Origin of the sequence: Aquipuribacter aurantiacus, from assembly GCF_051216895.1 — a bacterium.
GTDB lineage: Bacteria > Actinomycetota > Actinomycetes > Actinomycetales > JBBAYJ01 > Aquipuribacter.
This window is the reverse complement of the sequence record NZ_JBPKAO010000001.1, coordinates 200206-218635: the sequence shown is the minus strand read 5'-3', so window position 1 is coordinate 218635 and position 18430 is coordinate 200206. Positions and strand designations below refer to the sequence as shown.

The following is an 18430-nucleotide window of genomic DNA, read 5'->3' as shown; positions in this document are numbered from 1 at the left end:
TGGTCCCGTGAGCGACACCGGCCCGACCGACCCGCAGAAGCACCCGACCCAGCCGGTCACGCCGGCGCCCGACCACCCCGCCGAGGGACGCGACGACAGCCGTGACCGGGTCGTGGTGGTCACGCCGCAGGGCATGAGCGTCACCACCGACGCCAGCGAGGAGGGCCTCGCGGGCATGGTCGAGCAGCCCGCGAAGGTGATGCGGATCGGCAGCATGATCAAGCAGCTGCTGGAGGAGGTCCGGACCGCACCGCTGGACGAGGCCGGCCGGGCCCGGTTGGCCGACGTGCACTCCCGCTCGATCGCCGAGCTCGAGAGCGGGCTGTCGGACGACCTGACCCAGGAGCTCCGCCGGCTGGCGCTGCCCTTCGACCCCGGCGCCACCCCGTCCGACGCCGAGCTCCGGATCGCGCAGGCCCAGCTGGTCGGCTGGCTGGAGGGGTTGTTCCACGGCATCCAGACGACGCTGTTCGCCCAGCAGATGGCCGCGCGGGCCCAGCTGGAGCAGATCCGGCGGCAGGCGCTGCCGGGGCCCCTGCCGCCGGGTGCGGCGGGGCCCGACGGGCCGACCGCGACCGGGCAGTACCTCTGATCGCCTCGTCGTGGGGCTGATCGGTCGGCTCACGGCTCGGTTCGGCCCGCCGCCGCACCCGTTGGGCGAGGGCCTGTGGCGCCGGGACTTCGACCGGGTGGACCGGGCCAGCCAGCGCGTGCTGCAGGTGCTGTCCCACCAGCAGCGCGAGGCACCGGCGCTCGTGCACGAGCTGACGGCGTGCCGCGAGCTGGTGTGGCGCTGCTGCTCGGCGGCGTTCGAACGCTCCCCCGGGACCGACCAGGACGTACCGGGGGACGACGGGCTCGCGGCGGCGCACCACGCCCTGTCGCGCGCCGCCACCGCCGTCTCCCAGGTCGCGCAGGCGCTCGTCATCGCCCAGGCGGACCCGGTGGCGGCGGACCGGCCGATGGCGCAGGCCATGGCGCGCGCGCACGACGCGGCCCTCGCCCTCGAGCTGGACGGCTGAGGGGACCCGTGCTCACCCGGCGTCGCGCAGGGGCCCCTCGAACCAGTCCCTCATGGCCTCGTCGTACCCCTCCGGATCCACGTTCCACTCCCGGGTGTGGTCCGCCGGCCCGTCGAAGCGGGTGGTGACGCGGTCCGGTCCGAGGAACTCCGCCAGGTCGCGGCTGGGGCCGTTGGGCACGAAGGCGTCGTCGTCGGAGTGCACGAGGTAGACGGGCACGTCGATGACGACGGCCGCGTCCTCCCGTGTCGTCCAGTCGAACTCCTCGAGGTCGAGCGAGCCGCGCAGCTCGACGAACTGCATGGCCAGGTCGGTGATCCACGGGGGCAGCCCGGCGAGCTCGCCCTGGTGCTCGAAGACGTCGCGCCAGTCCAGCACGGGCGCGTCCAGCACCAGCCCGACCACCGCGTCCTCGTGCTCGGACCGGTCCAGCACCTGCAGGTTGACCGCCCCGCCCTTGGACCAGCCCGCCAGCACCACCTGCTCGGCGCCGTGGTCCAGGGCGTAGGCCAGGGCGGTGTCGATGTCGCGCCACTCGGTGCCGCCGAGGCCGTAGCGGCCGGACGGGTCCTGCGGTGCGCCGGCGTCGTTGCGGTACTGGGGGACGAGGACCTCGTACCCCATCTCGTGCCACAGCGGCAGGTAGCGGTTGGCCTCCTCGCGCTGACCGCCACGGCCGTGCGCGAAGACGATCCAGGTCCCCCGGGCCGCGGCCTGCTGCTCGTCGGGGCGCAGCGGCGCGGGTACCCGGTAGGCGGCCAGCTCACCGAGCTCGGACTCCAGCGTCACCTCGACGAACTCCATGCCCACGACGCCGGGGTTGCCGAGGAACACGTCCTGGTCGATCTGCCCGTTGGCCCCGGCCCGGGGCAGGGTCCCGACCCGGTCCTCCCAGTCGCGCACGACACGACCGTCGGCCCGGGACACCACGTCGCCGACGACGCCCCACCCCGACTCGTCGTCGTCCTGCCAGCGGATGCCGTGCAGACCCTCCACCGCCATCCCGGGGGTGTCCGGCAGGACGACCGTGCCGTCGCGCTCGCCGTCGGCCCCGACACCGGCGCTGAGACCCACCGGCGGGGCCCCGCCGCGGTCCACGGCCAGGGCGATGCCGGAGAAGTACCAGGCGACCCCGGCCACGAGACCCGCGGCGAGGAGGAGCAGGGCGACCACGACGAAGGCGACCGCCCGCAGCCACCGGCCGCGGCGGCTGCGGCGGGCCGGCGCGTCGACCCCCGGACCGGTGTCGCTGCCGGTGTCGCTGCCGGTGTCGCTGCCGGTGTCGCTGCCGGTGTCGCTGCCGGTGTCGCTGCGGGTCGAGGTCATGCGCCGGCGCGGCCCGTCCCCCGGCGCGTGCCCCCCGCCAGGAGCTGCTCGACGACCTGGGCCACCCCGTCCTCGTGGCACGGCGGAGCCAGCCGGTCGGCGGCCTCGACCGCGGCCGGGTGCCCACCGGTCATGGCGTACCCGGTGCCCGCCCACCGGAGCATGGCCACGTCGTTGGGCATGTCGCCGAAGGCGACGACGTCGGTGCGGTCGACCCCCAGCTCGGCCGCCACCTCGGCCAGGGTGGCGGCCTTGTCCACGCCCGGCGGGCCGATCTCCACCAGCGGGGACTGCGAGCCGGAGTGGGTCGGTTCACCACGTCCGGCCGTGACCCGTCGGGCGATCTCGAGCATGTCGTCCCCGGCGGTCGAGCTCGACGCGTGCGTGGCGGGGCCGTCCGGGTCGGCCGGCCCGAACGGGTCGGCCCCCTCGGCCGCCTTGGCCAGCAGCTTCACCACCGGACCGCTGCGCCGGAGCAGCTCGACCAGGTCGGCGCGGGGCAGGTCGGCCTCGATGGCCTGCGGCCAGCCGGGCTCGACGCCGAACCAGGTCACGGACTCCACCGCGAAGTGGATGCCGGGCATCTCGGCCCGCAGGTCGTGGGCCAGCTGCAGGACCTCCTCGACGGCGATGGTGCGGGTGCGGACCACGCCGTGGTCGGCGTCCCCGACCCGTTGCAGGTCGACCACGACGGCACCGTTGGCCAGCACGGCGTGCCCGGCGATGCGCGTGCGGGCGGCGATCTCGGTCATCCAGCGGGGTGGTCGGCCGGTGGCGAGGACCACGTGGACCCCGGCGTCCTCCGCGCCCCGCAGGGCCGAGACGGTCCGGTCGGTGATCGGACCCAGCCGTGGCAGCAGCGTCCCGTCGATGTCGCTGGCCAGTAGACGCACCCGACCATTGTGAGGGAGGGGCGCGCCGTCGGCAGGGTGTACCGACCAGCGACACGACACGCACCCTCGACGGCGGACGAGCCCCTCAGGCCGTACCGGTGTCGCTGCGCGGTACGCGGCGGCGGCGGCGGCGGCGGCGAGCACCCCTGACACGGCGGACCCAGCGGCGTAGCGTGCCGCCATGACCGAGGTGGTCGCGATGCAGGGGGTCGTCAAGACCTTCGGTGCGACGCGGGCCCTGGACGGGCTGGACCTGTCCGTCGCCCCGGGCGAGGTGCACGGGTTCCTCGGGCCCAACGGCTCCGGCAAGTCCACGGCGCTCCGGGTCCTGCTCGGGCTGCTGCGTCCGGACTCCGGGCAGGTGCGGCTGCTGGACGGTGACCCGTGGCGTGACGCCGTCGCCCTGCACCGGCGCCTGGCCTACGTCCAGGGCGACGTCACGCTGTGGCCGGGCATCACCGGCGGGGAGACCATCGACCTGCTGGCGCGGCTGCGCGGCGACCTGGACCCCGTGCGGCGCGCCGAGCTGCTCGAGCGCTTCGACCTCGACCCGACCAAGAAGGCCCGGACGTACTCCAAGGGCAACCGGCAGAAGGTCGCCCTGGTCGCCGCGCTCGCCTCCCGCGCGGAGCTGCTGGTGCTCGACGAGCCGACGTCGGGGCTGGACCCGCTGATGGAGGCGGAGTTCACCGGCTGCGTGCGCCAGGCCCGCGAGGACGGCCGGACGGTGCTGCTGAGCAGCCACATCCTGGCCGAGGTCGAGGCGCTGGCGGACCGGGTGAGCATCATCCGGTCCGGCCGCGTCGTGGAGTCCGGGACGCTGGACGACCTGCGCCACCTGACGCGGACCTCCGTCGTCGCCCACGTGGTGCGGGCGCCGGACGGGCTGGCCGACCTGCCGGGCGTGCACGACTGGAGCACCACCCCCGAGGGCCCGGACGGGCACCGGGTCGAGTGCGAGGTGGAGACGGACCGGCTCGACGGGTTCCTGGCCCGGCTCACCGGGCTCGGGGTGCGCGGTCTGACCAGCCGCCCGCCCACGCTGGAGGAGCTGTTCCTGCGCCACTACGGCGAGCGGGTCGAGGCCCCGGTCCGGTCATGACCACGTCCACCCGACCGGGCGGGCCGGCCACCACCGCGCACCGGCACCGCGAGGACGGCCGGGCCGCTCGTCGGACCGGCACCGGCACCGGGCCCGCGACGGGCACCGGGCCGCTGCTGCGGTTCGCGCTGCGCCGGGACCGGTTGCGGCTGCCCGTGTGGGTGGCCGTGGCCGCCGCGCTCGTCGGCGTGCAGTCGGTGTCCAGCCAGCAGGTCTACGACACGCCGGAGTCGCTGCAGCAGTACGCCCGCACCGCGGAGGCGAGCGCCGCGGTCGTCGCCATGACCGGGCGCCCCGTCGGCCTGGACACCGTCGAGCGGGCGGTGGCGTTCGAGATCACCGGGGTGGTCGCCGTCGTCGTCGCCCTGATGAGCGTGTTCACCGTGGTGCGCCACACCCGCGCCGACGAGACGGAGGGCCGCACGGAGCTGGTGCGGGCCACGGCCGTCGGGCGGCGCGCGCCCCTGCTGGCCGCGATGGCCCTGGCGGTGCTGGCCAACCTGGGCGTGCTGCTGGCGGTCACGGCCGTCGGCGTCGGGACCTCCCTGCCCCTGGGGGGGTCGCTGCTGCTGGGGGCGTCGCTGGCCGGGGCGGGGGTGGTGTTCACCGGGGTGGCGGCGGTCACCGCGCAGCTGGCCGCCGGCAGCCGGGCCGCGAGCTCGACGGCCGGCGCGCTGGTGGGGGTGGCGTTCCTGCTGCGGGCGGTCGGCGACGTGCAGGAGAACCTGCTCAGCTGGCTGTCGCCGATCGGCTGGGCGCAGGCGACCTACCCGTTCCACACCGACCGCTGGTGGCCCCTGCTGCTGTGCCTGGGCGTCGGGGCGATGCTGGTGGGTGCGGCGGTGGCGCTGCTGGACCGCCGCGACCTGGGCGCGGGCCTGCTGCCGGACCGTCCCGGCCGGGCCACCGCCGGGTGGGCGCTGGGCACACCGCTGGGCCTGGCGTGGCGGCTGCAGCGCGGCACGGTCACGGGCTGGTCGGTGGGGCTGGTCGGTGTCGGCGTCGTGTACGGCTCGTTGGTGACGGCGACCGAGGACCTCGTCGAGCAGACCCCCGAGCTGATGGAGCTGCTGCCCGGCGGCGCGGACGACGTCCTGGCCGGCTACCTGGTCATCACGGCCGGCTTCCTGGCCGTGCTGTCCGCCGCGGCAGGCGTGGCGATGGCGCTGCGGCTGCGCGGCGAGGAGGCCGCGGGACGGGCCGAGCCCGTCCTGGCCACCGCGTCGTCACGGACCGCGTGGGCGGCCTCGCACCTGACGGTCGCCCTCGTGGCGTCGGCGGGGCTGCTGGTCGGCTCCGCGCTGGTGGTCGGCCTGACCGCGGTGGCGACGGGGGTGCCGGCCGGCGTGGTCGGGGACGTCGCGCTCGGCGGGCTGGTCCTGGTCCCGGCCGTCTGGTTGCTCGTGGGGCTCACGGCGGCGCTGTGGGGCGCCGACCCGCGGCTCGCGTCGCTGGGCTGGCTCGGGGTGGCCTGGGCGGCGGTCGTCCTGATGCTGGGCGACTCCCTGGACCTGCCGGGCTGGCTGCGGGGCCTGTCACCCCTGCACCACGTGCCGGCGGTGCCGTTGGAGGACGCGACGGCGACCGCGCCGCTGGTCCTGCTGGGCCTCGCCGTCGGGACGGTCGTGCTGGGCGTCGCCCTCTGGGGTCGGCGCGACCTGCGGACGGGGTGAGCGGGCGGGTCAGGCCGCCACGTCGAGGTCCAGCACCCGTTCCAGGAACACGGCCAGACCGTCGTCGGCCACGCTCGGCACCTGCTCGTCGGCGGCCGCGCGCACGTCGTCGTCCAGGGCGTTGCCCATCGCCGCCGACTGCGCGGCCCACTGCAGCATCTCGATGTCGTTGCGCCCGTCCCCGATGGCGAAGGTGTCCCCGGGCTCGACGCCCAGCGAGCGGCGCACCGACTCCAGCGCGCTGGCCTTGGACACCCCCTCGGGGGCGATGTCGAGCCAGGCCGACCAGCCGACCGCGTAGGCCACGGAGCTGAGGCCGATCCGCTGGACGATCTCCTCGAACTCCTGCGGCGTGTGGTCGAGGCTGCGGACGATGACCCGCAGGGCGCGGGTGGCCGTGAGCTCCTCGAAGGAGCCGACCCGGTACGGCCCGCTGAGCTCCCCCTCGGGGAACGCCTGGGTGAGCAGCTTCTCCAGCGTCACCGTCTCCACGCCGTACAACGCGGTCGGCAGGTGCTCCCGGATGACGGCGAGCGCCGGCCCGGGGTCGAAGGAGATCGCCTCGGTCACCTCGTACCCGGTGGGCAGGGCCGGGTCCAGGCCGAGCGTCACCGCGCCGTTGCTGACGATGGCCTGCCCGGTCAGCAGGTCGAGACGGTCCAGCACCTCCAGGGTGCCGTCGGTGCTCCGCCCCGTGGCGATGACGACGTGCGCCACCTCGCTGGCGGCCCTGATCGTGCGGCGCACCCGCTCGGTCAGCCGGTCGTCGTGGTCGACGATCGTGCCGTCGATGTCGATGCCGACCAGGGCGCGCCTCGCCCCGGGCGCCTGCGCCGCGGTCACAGCGGTGCCAGCACGTCGGTGCCGAGCCGTGCGGCCAGCGGCGGCGGGACGATGACGGACCCGTCGGCCTGCTGGTTGTTCTCCAGCATCGCCACCAGCCAGCGCGTCGTGGCCAGGGTGCCGTTGAGCGTGGCGACCGGGCTGGTGCCGTTCTCGCCCCGGGAGCGGATGTCGAGGCGGCGGGCCTGGAACGTCGTGCAGTTGCTGGTGCTGCTGAGCTCCAGCCAGCGGTTCTGCGAGGGCAGCCACGCCTCGCAGTCGTACTTGCGGGCGGCGCTGGAGCCCAGGTCGCCCGCGGCCACGTCGATGACGCGGTAGGGCAGGCCGAGCGCGCCGAGCATGCCCTCCTCCAGCGCGAGCATCCGCTCGTGCTCGGCCTCGGCGTCGGCCGGGTCGGTGAAGGCGAACATCTCGACCTTGTGGAACTGGTGGACCCGGATGATGCCGCGGGTGTCCTTGCCGTGGCTCCCGGCCTCGCGGCGGTAGCACGCCGACCAGCCGGCGTAACGGATCGGGCCGTCGGACAGGTCGAGGATCTCGTCGGAGTGGTACCCGGCGAGCGCGACCTCGCTGGTGCCCACCAGGTAGAGGTCGTCGGCGGCCAGCCGGTACACCTCGTCGGCGTGGGCGCCGAGGAAGCCCGTGCCCGCCATGATCTCCGGGCGGACCAGGGTCGGGGTGATCATGGGCGTGAACCCGGCCTCGTAGGCGGTGTCCATGGCCAGGCCGAGCAGGGCCAGCTCCAGGCGGGCGCCGACCCCGGTGAGGAAGTAGAACCGGCTGCCCGACACCTTGGCGCCGCGCTTGACGTCGATGGCCCTCAGGCCCTCGGCCACCGCCAGGTGGTCCGGCACGGCACCGGCGGCGTCGATGACGCCCTCGGCCTCGAAGTCCCGGACCTGCCCGACCTCGCGCAGCACGACGTAGTCGTCCTCCCCACCCGCGGGCACACCCGGCAGCACCAGGTTGTCGATCGCCCGCAGCGACCGGTCCAGCTCGGTCTGGGCGACGTCGACGTCGACCTGGGCGGCCTTGACGGCGTCGGACAGCTGCTTGGCCTGCGCGACCAGGGCCGGCTTCTCGTCCTTGGGTGCGGCCGCGACGTTCTTGCCGAAGGCCTTCTGCTCCGAGCGCAGCTGCTCGTAGCGGGCCACCTGCTCACGTCGTGAGACGTCGGCGGCGAGCGCCACGTCGACCGTCCCGGGGTCGGCCCCGCGCCGTCTCTGGCTGTCCTTCACGGTCTGCGGGTCGTCCCGGAGCGCCTTGATGTCGATCACGCCCCGAGACTACGGGGGCGGGAGCAGGTCGGACGGTCTGCACGGGACTACGCTCCAGCCGTGGACACGGAACCCTCGGGGGCCGGCGAGCAGTCGTCGGAGCAGAAGTGGGTCGCCGTCATCGCGCACCCCGGCAAGACGGACATGGACGAGGTCCGCCGCGAGGTGGGCGAGCTCGCCACCCGGTCCGGCTGGGGCCGGCCCCGGATCTGGGAGACGACGGTCGACGAGACCGGTGCGCTGCAGGCCCGCGAGGCCGTCGAGGCCGGCGCCACCGTCGTGGCGGTGTCCGGCGGCGACGGGACGGTGCGCTCGGTCGCGTCGGCCCTGGTGGGGGGCTCCACCCCGATGGCCATCCTGCCGGCCGGCACCGGCAACCTGCTGGCCCGCGCCCTGGGCGTCAGCCACACGAACCGTTCCGAGGCCGTGGAGCTGCTGCAGACGGTCCACACCCGGCACGTCGACGTCATGGAGGCCGTCCTGGTCCGCCCGGACGGCACCCGCGCGACAGAGCTGTCCCTGGTCGGGCTGGGCATCGGCTACAACGCCGACATCATGGCCGGCGTCGACGAGAAGCTGAAGCAGCGGGCCGGTTGGCTGGCGTACGTCTTCTCCGGCGCCCGCGCCATCCGCCGGCACGCGCTGCGGGTCCGGATCGCCGACGACGTCGACGACGTCTCCGCGCCGCTGCTGCCCGGTGGGGCCGAGCAGCGCAGCGTCCGGTCGATCCTGGTGATGACCTGCGGCGAGCTGGTCGGTGGGCTGCGGCTGCTCGAGGAGTCCACGCCCGACGACGGGACCATCGAGACGGTGATCGCGGCGCCCAACAGCCACTTCGAGCTGGTGTGGCAGCTGGGTCGGCTCGTCAGCCGGCGCGACGCCCGCGGCGCCAACGTCGACGTGCTCCGCTCGACCCGCAACGTCGTCGTGGAGTGCCCGCGCGAGACCGAGGCCCAGGTCGACGGCGACCCCGTGGGCCAGGTGACCCGGATCGAGGTCACCCTCCGCCCCGGCGCCCTCGAGGTCATCGCCCCCGACCCCGGCTGAGTCAGACCACCAGGCGGGTGGGGCGCTGGGCCGCGGCCGCGACCGCGAGTCCGGACAGCCGGTGGACAGCCTCGTCGACCCGGTTGGTGGGGACCACGAACGGCAGTCGCAGGTAGCGCTCGAGCGCGCCGTCCACGCCGAAGCGCGGGCCCGCGGCCAGCCGCAGCCCGTGCGCCCCGGCCATCTCGGCCATCGAGCTGCTGGAGCGGTGGTCCAGCTCGACCCACAGCGACAACCCACCCTGCGGCGTCCGCCAGCGCCACGCCGGCAGCTCGCGGCGCAGCGCGACCTCCAGGGCGTCCCGGCGGGCGGCCACCTCGTCACGACGGGCGGCCGCGTGGGCCTCGCGGTCGGGGTCGCGCAGCAGGTGCGCCAGCGCCAGCTGACCGACCACCGCGGTGCCCAGGTCCCAGGACAGGCGGGCCTCGACGAGCCGGTCGGCCAGGTCGCGCGGGGCACGAACCCACCCCAGCCGCAGCCCCGCCCAGGCGGACTTGCTCACCCCGCCGACCGTGACGACCGAGTCGGAGAAGGACGCCAGCGGCGGTTCGGGCGCCCGGCCGTCCAGGCGCAGGTCGACCAGGGTCTCGTCCACCACGAGCGTGGTCCCGACCGCGTCGGCCGCGGCGACCAGCTCCGCCCGTTGCGCGGCGCCCATCACCCCGCCCGTCGGGTTCTGGCAGTCGGGCAGCACGTAGCCCAGCGTCGGTGCGCTCTGCCGGAGCACGGTGCGCCAGGTGTCCAGGTCCCACCAGGCCTCGTCCAGGTCGCCCAGCGGGACCGGGACCAGGCGCGCCCCGGACCGGCGCGCCGCCTCCAGGGCGTTGGGGTAGGTCGGCTGCTCGACGACGACCCGGTCACCGGGCTGGACCAGCAGCCGCAGCAGCATCGCCCACGCCGACACCGCGCCGGACGTGATGACGACCTGCGCGGGGTCGGTCGGCAGGCCGCGGGCGTCGAACATCTCGGCCACGGCTCGCCGGGTGTCGTCGACGCCGGCCGCCTCGTAGCCGACGCCGGGCAGGTGGCGGGGCAGCTCGAGCAGGGCGGCCTCGTAGGCGGCCCGCACCGCGACACCGTCCGCGGGCAGGGTCGCCGCGGCCAGGTCGATGGCGTCACCGGCCAGGTCCAGCGGTGTCGCCGGGGCGATGGCCCCACCGGTCGGCCGCACGCCGCCGGGCACCGCGGTCCAGGAGCCGGACCCCTGCCGCGAGTGCAGGAAACCGGCCTCGCGCAGGTGGTCGTAGGCGGCGGTGACGGTGGTGCGGCTGACGTGCAGCTGCTCGGCGAGCTGCCGCTCGCTCGGCACCCGGACGTCGAGCGGGAGCCGGCCGTCCAGCACGAGGGCGCGCAGCCGGGCGGCCAGGCCGACATAGGTCGGGCCACCGGTCCGCCACTGCTCCCCCAGCAAGCGGCCCATCGTCAAGGCACCCATCCGCGTCCGCACCGGGCCAGTCTGCCGTGATTGGCTCTGGAACGGAAGGCCAATCAGACGGCAGGGTTCCCGTCATGCTTCCCCGCCCGGTCCCTCGACGCCTCGCCCAGCTGCTGGTCGGGCTCGTCCTGTACGGCGCGACCATGGCGCTGATGGTCCGCTCCGGCCTCGGCCTCAACCCGTGGGACGTGCTGCACGAGGGCCTGTCCGGGCTGACGGGTCTGACCTTCGGCACCGTCACCGTGCTCGTCGGCGCCGTCGTCCTGCTGGCGTGGATCGCGCTGCGCCAGCGCCCGGGCATCGGGACCGTGGCCAACGTCGTCGTCATCGGGGTCGCCGTCGACGTCACGCTGTGGCTGCTGCCGGAGCCGGAGCACCTGGCGGTCCGCATCGCGTTCCTGCTGTCGGGGATCGTCGGCAACGGGATCGCGGGCGGGCTGTACATCGGCGCCGGTCTGGGGCCGGGGCCGCGGGACGGGCTGATGACCGGTCTGGTCCGTGTGACGGGGCGCTCGACCCGCCTCGTCCGCACCAGCATCGAGCTGTCGGTGCTGGCCGTGGGGTGGCTCATCGGCGGCACGGTCGGCCTGGGCACGGTGCTGTACGCCCTCGCCATCGGCCCGGTCGTGCAGCTGGCGCTGGGGTGGTTCACGGTGCGGGCGGCGGCCGACGGCGAGGCCCCGTCCGCGCGGCTCGCTGAGCGACGCGCGTGCCTCAGCCCACCAACGGCACCGTGACCTCCGTGCCGGCGCTGGTCCCGTCGGGGGCCATCAGCACGACCTGACGCAGGTCCTGCAGGCGGACGTCGGCCCCCCGGCGTCCCGCCTCGACGAGCAGGGCCAGGACGGCCGGGTGCAGCTGGTCGGTCTCCAGGACGGGGTCGTCGTCGTGCGACCACCGGCTCACCAGCCGCGGACCGGCCGGTGTGCAGCCGACCACCACGTCCACCCCCGGCAGGTGCCAGCCGGCGGGGACCGGGCCGTCGACCGGCCAGCAGCACAGCAGCTGCAGCGAGTCCTCCGACCCCGGGTCGACCCGGAAGGCGGACCACGGCGCACCGGTGGGGCGGTGGCCGGCCCGCTGCAACCCCTGCCACACCGCGGCGAAGACGCCGTCGGCGCGTTCGGTGGCCCCGTCGTCGGACTCACCGGAGGCCTCGTCGTCGGTCACGGGGAGCAGCGCCCCCACCCAGTGCTGCGCCGGCGCGTCCCGCTGCACCACCTCCCACCGCTGACCACCGGCCTCCTCCGCGAGGTGTCGCGCGAGCGCCTCGAGCGCGTCGTCCTGTTCCGCGCGCTCGAGGGCCAGCCGCTCGCGGAAGCGCTCGATCGCGGACGACGCCGCGTCCCCGCCCGCCATCACGACCGGCGCGTCGGTCAGCGGCAGCCCCGCCCGCCGGAGCGCACGCAGCCGCAGCGCCGGACCGACCTGCTCCACCCCGTACCGGCGGTAGCGGGAGACCGGGTCGACGTCGGCCGGCTGCAGCACCCCACGCTCGTCGTAGTGGCGCAGCGCCTTGACGCCGAGACCCGTCAGCTGGGCGAACTCCCCGATGCTCATCACGAGGACGAGCCTGCAGGTTCCTGCGAGGGGAGGGTCAAGCCGTCGGCGGGTCGTCGCCCAGCAGGCCCGCCAGCCAGGTGTCGGCCTCGGCGAACCCGTCGGCGCCGGTCCACGTGGGTACCCGCGAGGGCTCCTTGTCCGCCCGGGGGTAGGAGCCCAGGAACCGGGTGTGGGGACTGAGCCGTCGCAGGCCCTTGAGCGCCTCGGCGACCCGCGGCTCGCGGACGTGGCCGTCGAGGTCGATCGAGAAGCAGTACTCGCCGAACCCCGCGCCGGTGGGGCGCGACTCGATCCGGGTCAGGTCGACCCCGCGGGCGGCGAACTGCTCGAGCAGCTCCAGCAGCGCGCCGGAGTGGTTCTCCCGCAGGTAGGCGACGACGCTGGTCCGGTCCGACCCCGTAGCCTGCGGCACCGCGCCGGGCCGCGAGATGACGACGAAGCGGGTCGTGGCCGGCCGGTCGCCGATGTCGGCCGCCAGGACCTGCAGGCCGTAGCGCTCCACGGCCGACGGCGCGCAGATCGCGGCGTCGTAGGCGTGCTCCCCGTCCTGGGCCAGGCCCGCCGCGGCGGCGGCGGTCGACATCGCGGGCTCGACCGCGACGTCGGGCAGGTGGTCCGACAGCCAGGCCCGGCACTGCGCCTCGGCGTGCGGGTGGCTGGCGACCCGGCCCACCTCGGCCAGAGCCGTCCCGGGACGCGCGGCGAGGACGAACGTCACCGGGACCAGCTGCTCGGCCACCACGACCAGCGGCGGGGTGCTCGCGCTCAGCGCGTCGAGGGTGGCGTTGACACCACCTTCGAGGGAGTTCTCGATCGGCACCACCGCGGCCGTCACCTCGCCGTCGCGGACCGCCTCGAAGCAGCGGCCGACCGTCGCCATGGGGACCCGCTCGACGTCGGGGGCGCCGTGCTCGGCCAGCACGCCGTCCAGCGCCGCCTCGGTGAACGTGCCGGCCGGACCCAGGAACGCGACGCGGGTGGCGGGGACGGAGGCGCCGGGGCTGCTCACGGCTGGCCACGCTAGGCCATCGGGCCGCGCGGACGACGGCTGGAACAACCCTGTGGACAGGTTGTTGAACCCGGCATGAAGAAGATCGGTTTCCTGTCCTTCGGTCACTGGTCGGCGTCGCCGCACTCGCAGACGCGGTCGGCCTCCGACGTGCTGCTGCAGTCGATCGACCTGGCCGTGGCCGCCGAGGAGCTCGGGGCCGACGGGGCCTACTACCGGGTCCACCACTTCGCGCAGCAGCTGGCGTCGCCGTTCCCCCTGCTGGCGGCCGTCGGGGCGCGGACGAGCCGGATCGAGATCGGGACCGGCGTCATCGACATGCGCTACGAGAACCCGCTGCACATGGCCGAGGACGCGGGCGCGGCCGACCTGATCTCCGGCGGCCGGCTGCAGCTGGGCGTGAGCCGGGGGTCGCCCGAGCAGGTCGTCGACGGCTACCGGTACTTCGGGTACTCCCCGGCCGAGGGCTCCGACCACGCCGAGATGGCGCGCGAGCACACGGCTCGCTTCCTGGAGGTCCTGCAGGGTCAGGGGTTCGCGCAGCCCGACCCGCGGCCCATGTTCCCCAACCCGCCGGGGCTGCTGCGCATCGAGCCGCACTCCGAGGGCCTGCGCGAGCGCATCTGGTGGGGGGCCGGGACGCGCGCGACCGCCGAGTGGACCGCGCAGCAGGGCATGAACCTGATGAGCTCGACCCTGCTCAGCGAGGACACCGGGGTGCCGTTCCACCAGCTGCAGGCCGAGCAGATCCTGCGCTTCCGCACGGCCTGGGCCGACGCCGGGCACCCCCGCGAGCCGCGGGTGTCGGTCAGCCGCAGCATCTTCCCGATCACGTCCGACGCGGACCGGATGTACTTCGGCGGCGCGGGCGGGACCGGGGACCAGGTCGGCTACATCGACGGCGGCAGGGCCCGCTTCGGCAAGACCTACGCCGGCGAGCCGGACGCGCTGGTACGACAGCTGGCCCAGGACGAGGCGATCGCGGCGGCGGACACCCTGCTGCTGACGGTGCCCAACCAGCTGGGCGTGGACTACAACGCCCACCTGCTGGAGTCCTTGCTGCGCGACGTCGCCCCCGCCCTGGGCTGGCGCTGACCGCCTGGGGCACCCGCCCGGCCCGGGGCTCGGGGGGGTGAGGGCCCCGCGGCGGGGGGCGAGGGCTCGGGGGCGGGCTCAGGTCTCGCGGACGTGGAGGCCGGCCACGTCGGTCGCGGCGGACAGGTCACCGGCGTCGCTGCGGCCGATGACGCTGAGGGTGCCGTCGGACTCCAGCACCACGGCGGCGACCCGGGCCAGGTCCCCGGTCCCCGAGGCCCGCACGGCCTGTCGCACCTCGCCCTCGGTGAGGCGCTGACCACGCATCGCGTCGTGGTCGACGCCTCGCCCTCGGTGAGGCGCTGACCGCGCATCGCGTCGTGGTCGACGCCCCCCTCGCGCAGCACGAGCGTGGGCCGGGCGGTCACGAACGAGCGGCCACCGGGCAGCCTCGACGTGATCGCGGCCACCCCCAGCTGCAGCCCGGCCAGCAGCGCCAGGGCGAGCGCCCCCTCGACCCACGCCACGTCGCTGCTCAGCAGGATCGTGGCCAGGGTGGAACCGAGGGCGACGGTGACGACGAGGTCGAACGCGTTGAGCTTGGCGAGCGTCCGCTTGCCGCTGACCCGCAGGACGACGACGAGCCAGACGTAGGCCGCCGTGCCCACCAGGACCACGCGCAGGAGACCGGACCAGGTGTCGAACCACATCCGTCACTGTCCTCACGTCCGGGCCGTCCCGGCAAGGTGACGTTCAGCGGAACCGACGGCCCTCGTCGCGCCGGTAGGCCCACACGGCGACCGCACCGGCTGCCACCGCCCACAGCGCCAGCACCGGCAGGGCCGAGACCGGCAGGTCGGCGCCGGTGGTCGCGGCGATCACCAGGTCGCGGCCGGCGCGGGTGGGCAGGGCCTGAGACACCGCGTCGAGCCAGGCCGGGAAGCCGTCCGGCGGGATGAACAGCCCGCCTCCGAACGCGAGCGGGAACAGCAGCACCTGGGCCACCGGGATCGCGGCCTTGACCGGCAGCGAGTACCCGATCGCGACCCCCATGAACAGCAGCGGCACCCCGGCGACACCCAGCGCGGCCAGGCCGAGCAGCGCCTGGACCGGGGTCACGGCCGCCTCGGTGAGCAGGGCCGCCACCAGCAGCAGGGGCAGCAGGCCGAGCAGCGCGAACAGCACGCCGTTGAGCAGCCGGGCGACGATCCGCGGCACGGCCCCCACGGGCAGGGTGCGGACGTAGGGGTCCCACGGCGTGCCGCGGTCGTCGGCGACCCCGACGCCGAAGGTGAACAGGCAGACCGAGAACACGGCGAACAGGCTGAGCTGCGACGCGGCCGCGGTGGCCGCGACCGGGTCGCCGGAGATCGCGCCGAACGGCACCACGAAGAACAGGAACGACAGCACCGGGAACATCACCGTGCCGACGACGGCGATGGGGACGCGCAGGGTCTCCATCGCGACGTAGCGGGTGTGGAGCGCGACCAGGCTCATGCGTGGGCCTCCGTCCGGGCGGCGTCCGAGGGGTCGTGCCCGGCGCGGCTGCCGGCGGTCAGCGCGAGGAACGCCTCCTCCAACGAGGCGGCGGCGACCTGCAGGTCCCGGAAGTCCACGTCGGCCCGGACGAGCTCGCGCACCAGCGCGTCGGAGTCGGCGGTGAACAACGACCACCGACCGTCGGGGCGGGCCTCGGCCCGCAGCACGTGGTCCAGATCCGGCAGGGCACCCGCCCGGATGCTGACCCGGCGCTGCTGCACCCGGGCCCGGACCGCGTCGAGGGTGTCGTCGACCAGCACCCGTCCCGACGCGACCACGACGACCCGTTGGGCCAGGGCCTCGATCTCCTCCAGGTAGTGGCTGGTGACCACCACGGTGCCGCCGTCGGCGTGGAAGTCGCGGACCTTCTGCCACAGCAGGTGGCGGGCGTCCACGTCCAGGCCGGTGGTCGGCTCGTCCAGCACCAGCAGGCGCGGACGGCCGACCAGGGCCAGCGCCACGGACAGCCGCCGTCGCTGCCCGCCCGACAACCCACCGGTCTGCCGGCCGGCCTGCTCGGTCAGCCCGAGCTCGTCCAGCAGCCGGGCCGTGGGCACCGGGTCCGGGTGATGACCGGCGACGAAGTCGAGCACCTCCCGGACCTTGAGCGTCGCGGGCAGCGCCGTCTCCTGCGGGGTGCAGCCCAGCAGCCTGCGGTTGGCGGGCACCCGGGGGTCACCGCCGAACAGCTCGACCGACCCGGCGTCCGGACGCCGAAGCCCCAGCAGCAGGTTGATGAGCGTGGACTTGCCGGCGCCGTTGGGGCCCAGCAGCCCGACGACCTGCCCGGCGGGCACGTCCAGCGTGACGTCGTCCAGGGCGAGGACGTCGCCGTAGCGGCGCGTCACCCCTGCCCACCGCGCGAGCGTGTGCGTCATGGTCGCTCCCCCTCGGGTCGGACGGTCGGGGCGGTCGCCTCCAGCAGCGAGCGCAGGGCGGCGAGGTAGTCCTCGTAGGCGTGGCGCCCGGTGCGGGTCAGCGCCAGGTACGTGACGGGCGAGCGGCCCCTGTGGGTCTTGGTCACCTCGACGTAGCCGGCGTCCTCGAGCTTGCGCAGGTGGGTCGCGAGGTTGCCGGCGGTCATGTCGAGCAGCTGCTGCACCCGTGGGAACGCGATCCGGTCCCCGGGCGGCAGCGCGGCCAGCGTCGTCGTCAGCCGCAGCCGCGCCTGGGCGTGGATGACGGGGTCGAGCTCGACCGGTCGGGCGTCGGCGTCGGCGCTCACGTGCGGGCGACCGACGAGGCCCGACCGGCGGGGCGCAGCGTGAACCAGGCCGCGGCGGCCAGGAACCCGCCGCCCCCGGCCAGGCCCATCACCAGGTAGAGCGGGAGCAGCCCGAGCAGGCAGCCCACCCCCGTGGTGACCAGGATCCAGGCCCCGATGGCGAACTGCAGCGGGTCGTCCCACACCGCGGCGCCGGCGACGTACATGAGCCCGACGACGAGACCGGACAGCGCCGGCCACAGCAGCGCGGTCACGTCCGGCGGCGCCCCCAGCCGCTCGGCGGTCAACGCCACGCACGTGACCAGGCCGAAACCGAGGAACCAGCCCCAGCCGTACATCGCGCCGGTCCGGGCGGACGGTCCCGCCACCCCCCGGTAGGCGCGGACGGAGTACACCCCGGTGACGATCGCGGCGCCGAGCAGCAGCACGAAGAACAGCAGGCCGACGAACAGCCCGGGCAGCGGCACCAGGGCGCCGCCCTCACGCAGCGGGGACGCCAGCCACATGACGCCGAAACCCACCAGCCAGGCCGTGCCCCACGCGCCCAGCAGGACGCGCTCGTCGGGGGCGAGGGCGCGGTGGGTGCGTGCCTGCTGCTCGGCGACCAGCCTCAGCTGCTCGGCGGGGTCGACGGGGCCCTCGGGACCGACATGACCCTCAAGGTCGGTGAGGAGCGCAGGCTCGGCGGGAACGGCAGGCTCGGCGGCTCGACCCGCCCGCGCGGGCGGACCGGGCCGACGGGGCGGCGAGGCGCTCACCGGGCCACCACCCCGGCCCGGCGCGAGCCGATCCCCAGGGCGACCGCGAGGGCGGCGAGGAGGAACCCGCCGCCACCGGCGACAGCCATGACGACGTAGTTGCCCGGCGCCCCGGCGAACGGCGCCACCACGGCCACGACGATCATCCAGAGGCCGATGCCGAGGCGCAGCCGGTCCTGCCAGATCGCGGCGGCCGCCAGGTACAGCAGGCCCACGAGCAACCCGGTCAGGGCCGGCCACAGCAGCATCAGCAGCTCGGCGTCGGCCCCGGCCAGGCCCATGGCCAGCACCAGCGCTGCACCGGCGTTGAACGCCACCGGCCAGCTGAGGCCGTGGAGCCGGCGGACCCGTCGGGACGGCCCGTCCAGACCCCGCTCGGCGGCCGCGGTGTGCCTGACCGTGACGACCACGGCCGCGGCGACGAGAGCCGCGTAGACGCCGACCGCGGCGAGCACGGGCACCGGCAGCACAGCGCCCCCCTCGACCGGCCAGCTCGCGGCGACAGCGCCGAAGCCCACGAGCTGGGCCGTCCCCCACACGCCGAGCACCAGACGCGGGTCGGTGTCGGTGCGGGCCCGGACCAGGCGGTCCTGCGCACCGACCGCGGCGAGGAGCTGGGCGGGGTCGGCCGCGCCGTCGTGTGCCGTCGCGTTCACCGGATGGACCACTTTGCGATGCAAACC

At 75.2% G+C, this 18430-nt stretch carries 20 protein-coding genes and 1 pseudogene; 7 read left to right on the top strand and 14 right to left on the bottom strand.

Features of this window, described 5'->3' with window-relative positions; genetic code table 11:
• Positions 1-7: 7 nt before the first annotated feature.
• Both ACR80Q_RS01105 and ACR80Q_RS01100 read left to right on the top strand, forming a co-directional pair.
• Complete coding sequence (locus tag ACR80Q_RS01105) at positions 8-592, top strand: bacterial proteasome activator family protein (protein WP_435375693.1); 585 nt, start codon at positions 8-10, stop codon at positions 590-592.
• Positions 593-602: 10 nt separating this feature from the next.
• Positions 603-1022, top strand: coding sequence for a hypothetical protein (locus tag ACR80Q_RS01100; RefSeq protein WP_435375692.1), 420 nt, complete (start codon positions 603-605; stop codon positions 1020-1022).
• Between the two features lie 12 nt (positions 1023-1034).
• Here ACR80Q_RS01100 and ACR80Q_RS01095 read toward each other — a convergent pair whose 3' ends face one another.
• Complete coding sequence (locus tag ACR80Q_RS01095) at positions 1035-2348, bottom strand: alpha/beta hydrolase family protein (protein ID WP_435375691.1); 1314 nt, start codon at positions 2346-2348, stop codon at positions 1035-1037.
• Complete coding sequence (locus ACR80Q_RS01090) at positions 2345-3241, bottom strand: HAD family hydrolase (protein ID WP_435375690.1); 897 nt, start codon at positions 3239-3241, stop codon at positions 2345-2347. Before ACR80Q_RS01090 ends, ACR80Q_RS01095 begins: the two co-directional genes overlap by 4 nt.
• Before the next feature lie 181 nt (positions 3242-3422).
• Here ACR80Q_RS01090 and ACR80Q_RS01085 point away from each other — a divergent pair, with 181 nt between their 5' ends.
• Both ACR80Q_RS01085 and ACR80Q_RS01080 read left to right on the top strand, forming a co-directional pair.
• Positions 3423-4343, top strand: a complete 921-nt coding sequence (locus ACR80Q_RS01085) for an ABC transporter ATP-binding protein (protein WP_435375689.1) — start codon at positions 3423-3425, stop codon at positions 4341-4343.
• Positions 4340-6016, top strand: coding sequence for an ABC transporter permease (locus ACR80Q_RS01080; protein WP_435375688.1), 1677 nt, complete (start codon positions 4340-4342; stop codon positions 6014-6016). The genes ACR80Q_RS01085 and ACR80Q_RS01080 overlap by 4 nt, the downstream gene beginning before the upstream one ends.
• A 9-nt stretch (positions 6017-6025) precedes the next feature.
• On the opposite strand, the gene ACR80Q_RS01075 is transcribed toward ACR80Q_RS01080, so the two are convergent.
• Positions 6026-6859 (bottom strand): HAD family hydrolase, encoded by an 834-nt coding sequence (locus tag ACR80Q_RS01075; RefSeq protein ID WP_435375687.1) that lies wholly within the window; start codon positions 6857-6859, stop codon positions 6026-6028.
• On the bottom strand, positions 6856-8136 hold the full coding sequence (gene serS / locus ACR80Q_RS01070) for a serine--tRNA ligase (RefSeq protein WP_435375686.1): 1281 nt from the start codon (positions 8134-8136) through the stop codon (positions 6856-6858). Before serS ends, ACR80Q_RS01075 begins: the two co-directional genes overlap by 4 nt.
• Positions 8137-8196: 60 nt before the next feature.
• Between serS and ACR80Q_RS01065 the strand changes: the two genes are divergently transcribed.
• Positions 8197-9183: a diacylglycerol/lipid kinase family protein gene (locus ACR80Q_RS01065; protein ID WP_435375685.1), complete on the top strand. Its 987-nt coding sequence runs from the start codon at positions 8197-8199 to the stop codon at positions 9181-9183.
• Between the two features lies 1 nt (position 9184).
• Here ACR80Q_RS01065 and yczR read toward each other — a convergent pair whose 3' ends face one another.
• The gene (yczR, locus tag ACR80Q_RS01060; protein WP_435375684.1) at positions 9185-10618 is read right to left on the bottom strand and encodes a MocR-like transcription factor YczR; all 1434 of its coding nucleotides are present in this window, start codon (positions 10616-10618) and stop codon (positions 9185-9187) included.
• Positions 10619-10692: 74 nt separating this feature from the next.
• Here yczR and yczE point away from each other — a divergent pair, with 74 nt between their 5' ends.
• Positions 10693-11355, top strand: a complete 663-nt coding sequence (yczE, locus tag ACR80Q_RS01055; protein WP_435375683.1) for a membrane protein YczE — start codon at positions 10693-10695, stop codon at positions 11353-11355.
• Here yczE and ACR80Q_RS01050 read toward each other — a convergent pair.
• Positions 11333-12178 carry a MerR family DNA-binding transcriptional regulator gene (locus ACR80Q_RS01050; protein WP_435375682.1) on the bottom strand — a complete coding sequence of 282 codons (846 nt, stop codon included), beginning with the start codon at positions 12176-12178 and terminating at the stop codon, positions 11333-11335. The genes yczE and ACR80Q_RS01050 overlap by 23 nt on opposite strands.
• A gap of 37 nt (positions 12179-12215) precedes the next feature.
• Entirely contained in the window at positions 12216-13190 is a 975-nt protein-coding gene (pheA, locus tag ACR80Q_RS01045) for a prephenate dehydratase (protein ID WP_435375681.1), read from the bottom strand.
• Positions 13191-13265: 75 nt separating this feature from the next.
• Here pheA and ACR80Q_RS01040 point away from each other — a divergent pair, with 75 nt between their 5' ends.
• Positions 13266-14285 carry an LLM class flavin-dependent oxidoreductase gene (locus tag ACR80Q_RS01040; RefSeq protein WP_435375680.1) on the top strand — a complete coding sequence of 340 codons (1020 nt, stop codon included), beginning with the start codon at positions 13266-13268 and terminating at the stop codon, positions 14283-14285.
• 78 nt (positions 14286-14363) lie between these two features.
• Here the strand turns inward: ACR80Q_RS01040 and ACR80Q_RS01035 are convergent, their stop codons facing one another.
• The 7 genes and pseudogenes from ACR80Q_RS01035 to ACR80Q_RS01005 all read right to left on the bottom strand — a co-directional run bounded on the left by ACR80Q_RS01035 (position 14364) and on the right by ACR80Q_RS01005 (position 18403).
• Positions 14364-14552, bottom strand: coding sequence for a DUF421 domain-containing protein (locus ACR80Q_RS01035; RefSeq protein WP_435376043.1), 189 nt, complete (start codon positions 14550-14552; stop codon positions 14364-14366).
• Between the two features lie 209 nt (positions 14553-14761).
• A pseudogene (locus ACR80Q_RS01030) lies at positions 14762-14935 on the bottom strand (DUF421 domain-containing protein); the annotation flags it as partial.
• 43 nt (positions 14936-14978) lie between these two features.
• Positions 14979-15722: an ABC transporter permease gene (locus ACR80Q_RS01025; protein WP_435375679.1), complete on the bottom strand. Its 744-nt coding sequence runs from the start codon at positions 15720-15722 to the stop codon at positions 14979-14981.
• Positions 15719-16642, bottom strand: coding sequence for an ABC transporter ATP-binding protein (locus ACR80Q_RS01020; protein ID WP_435375678.1), 924 nt, complete (start codon positions 16640-16642; stop codon positions 15719-15721). The genes ACR80Q_RS01025 and ACR80Q_RS01020 overlap by 4 nt, the downstream gene beginning before the upstream one ends.
• On the bottom strand, positions 16639-16989 hold the full coding sequence (locus tag ACR80Q_RS01015; protein ID WP_435375677.1) for a transcriptional regulator: 351 nt from the start codon (positions 16987-16989) through the stop codon (positions 16639-16641). Before ACR80Q_RS01015 ends, ACR80Q_RS01020 begins: the two co-directional genes overlap by 4 nt.
• Positions 16986-17747: a hypothetical protein gene (locus tag ACR80Q_RS01010; protein ID WP_435375676.1), complete on the bottom strand. Its 762-nt coding sequence runs from the start codon at positions 17745-17747 to the stop codon at positions 16986-16988. The genes ACR80Q_RS01015 and ACR80Q_RS01010 overlap by 4 nt, the downstream gene beginning before the upstream one ends.
• Complete coding sequence (locus ACR80Q_RS01005; RefSeq protein WP_435375675.1) at positions 17744-18403, bottom strand: hypothetical protein; 660 nt, start codon at positions 18401-18403, stop codon at positions 17744-17746. The genes ACR80Q_RS01010 and ACR80Q_RS01005 overlap by 4 nt, the downstream gene beginning before the upstream one ends.
• Between the last annotated feature and the right edge of the window lie 27 nt (positions 18404-18430).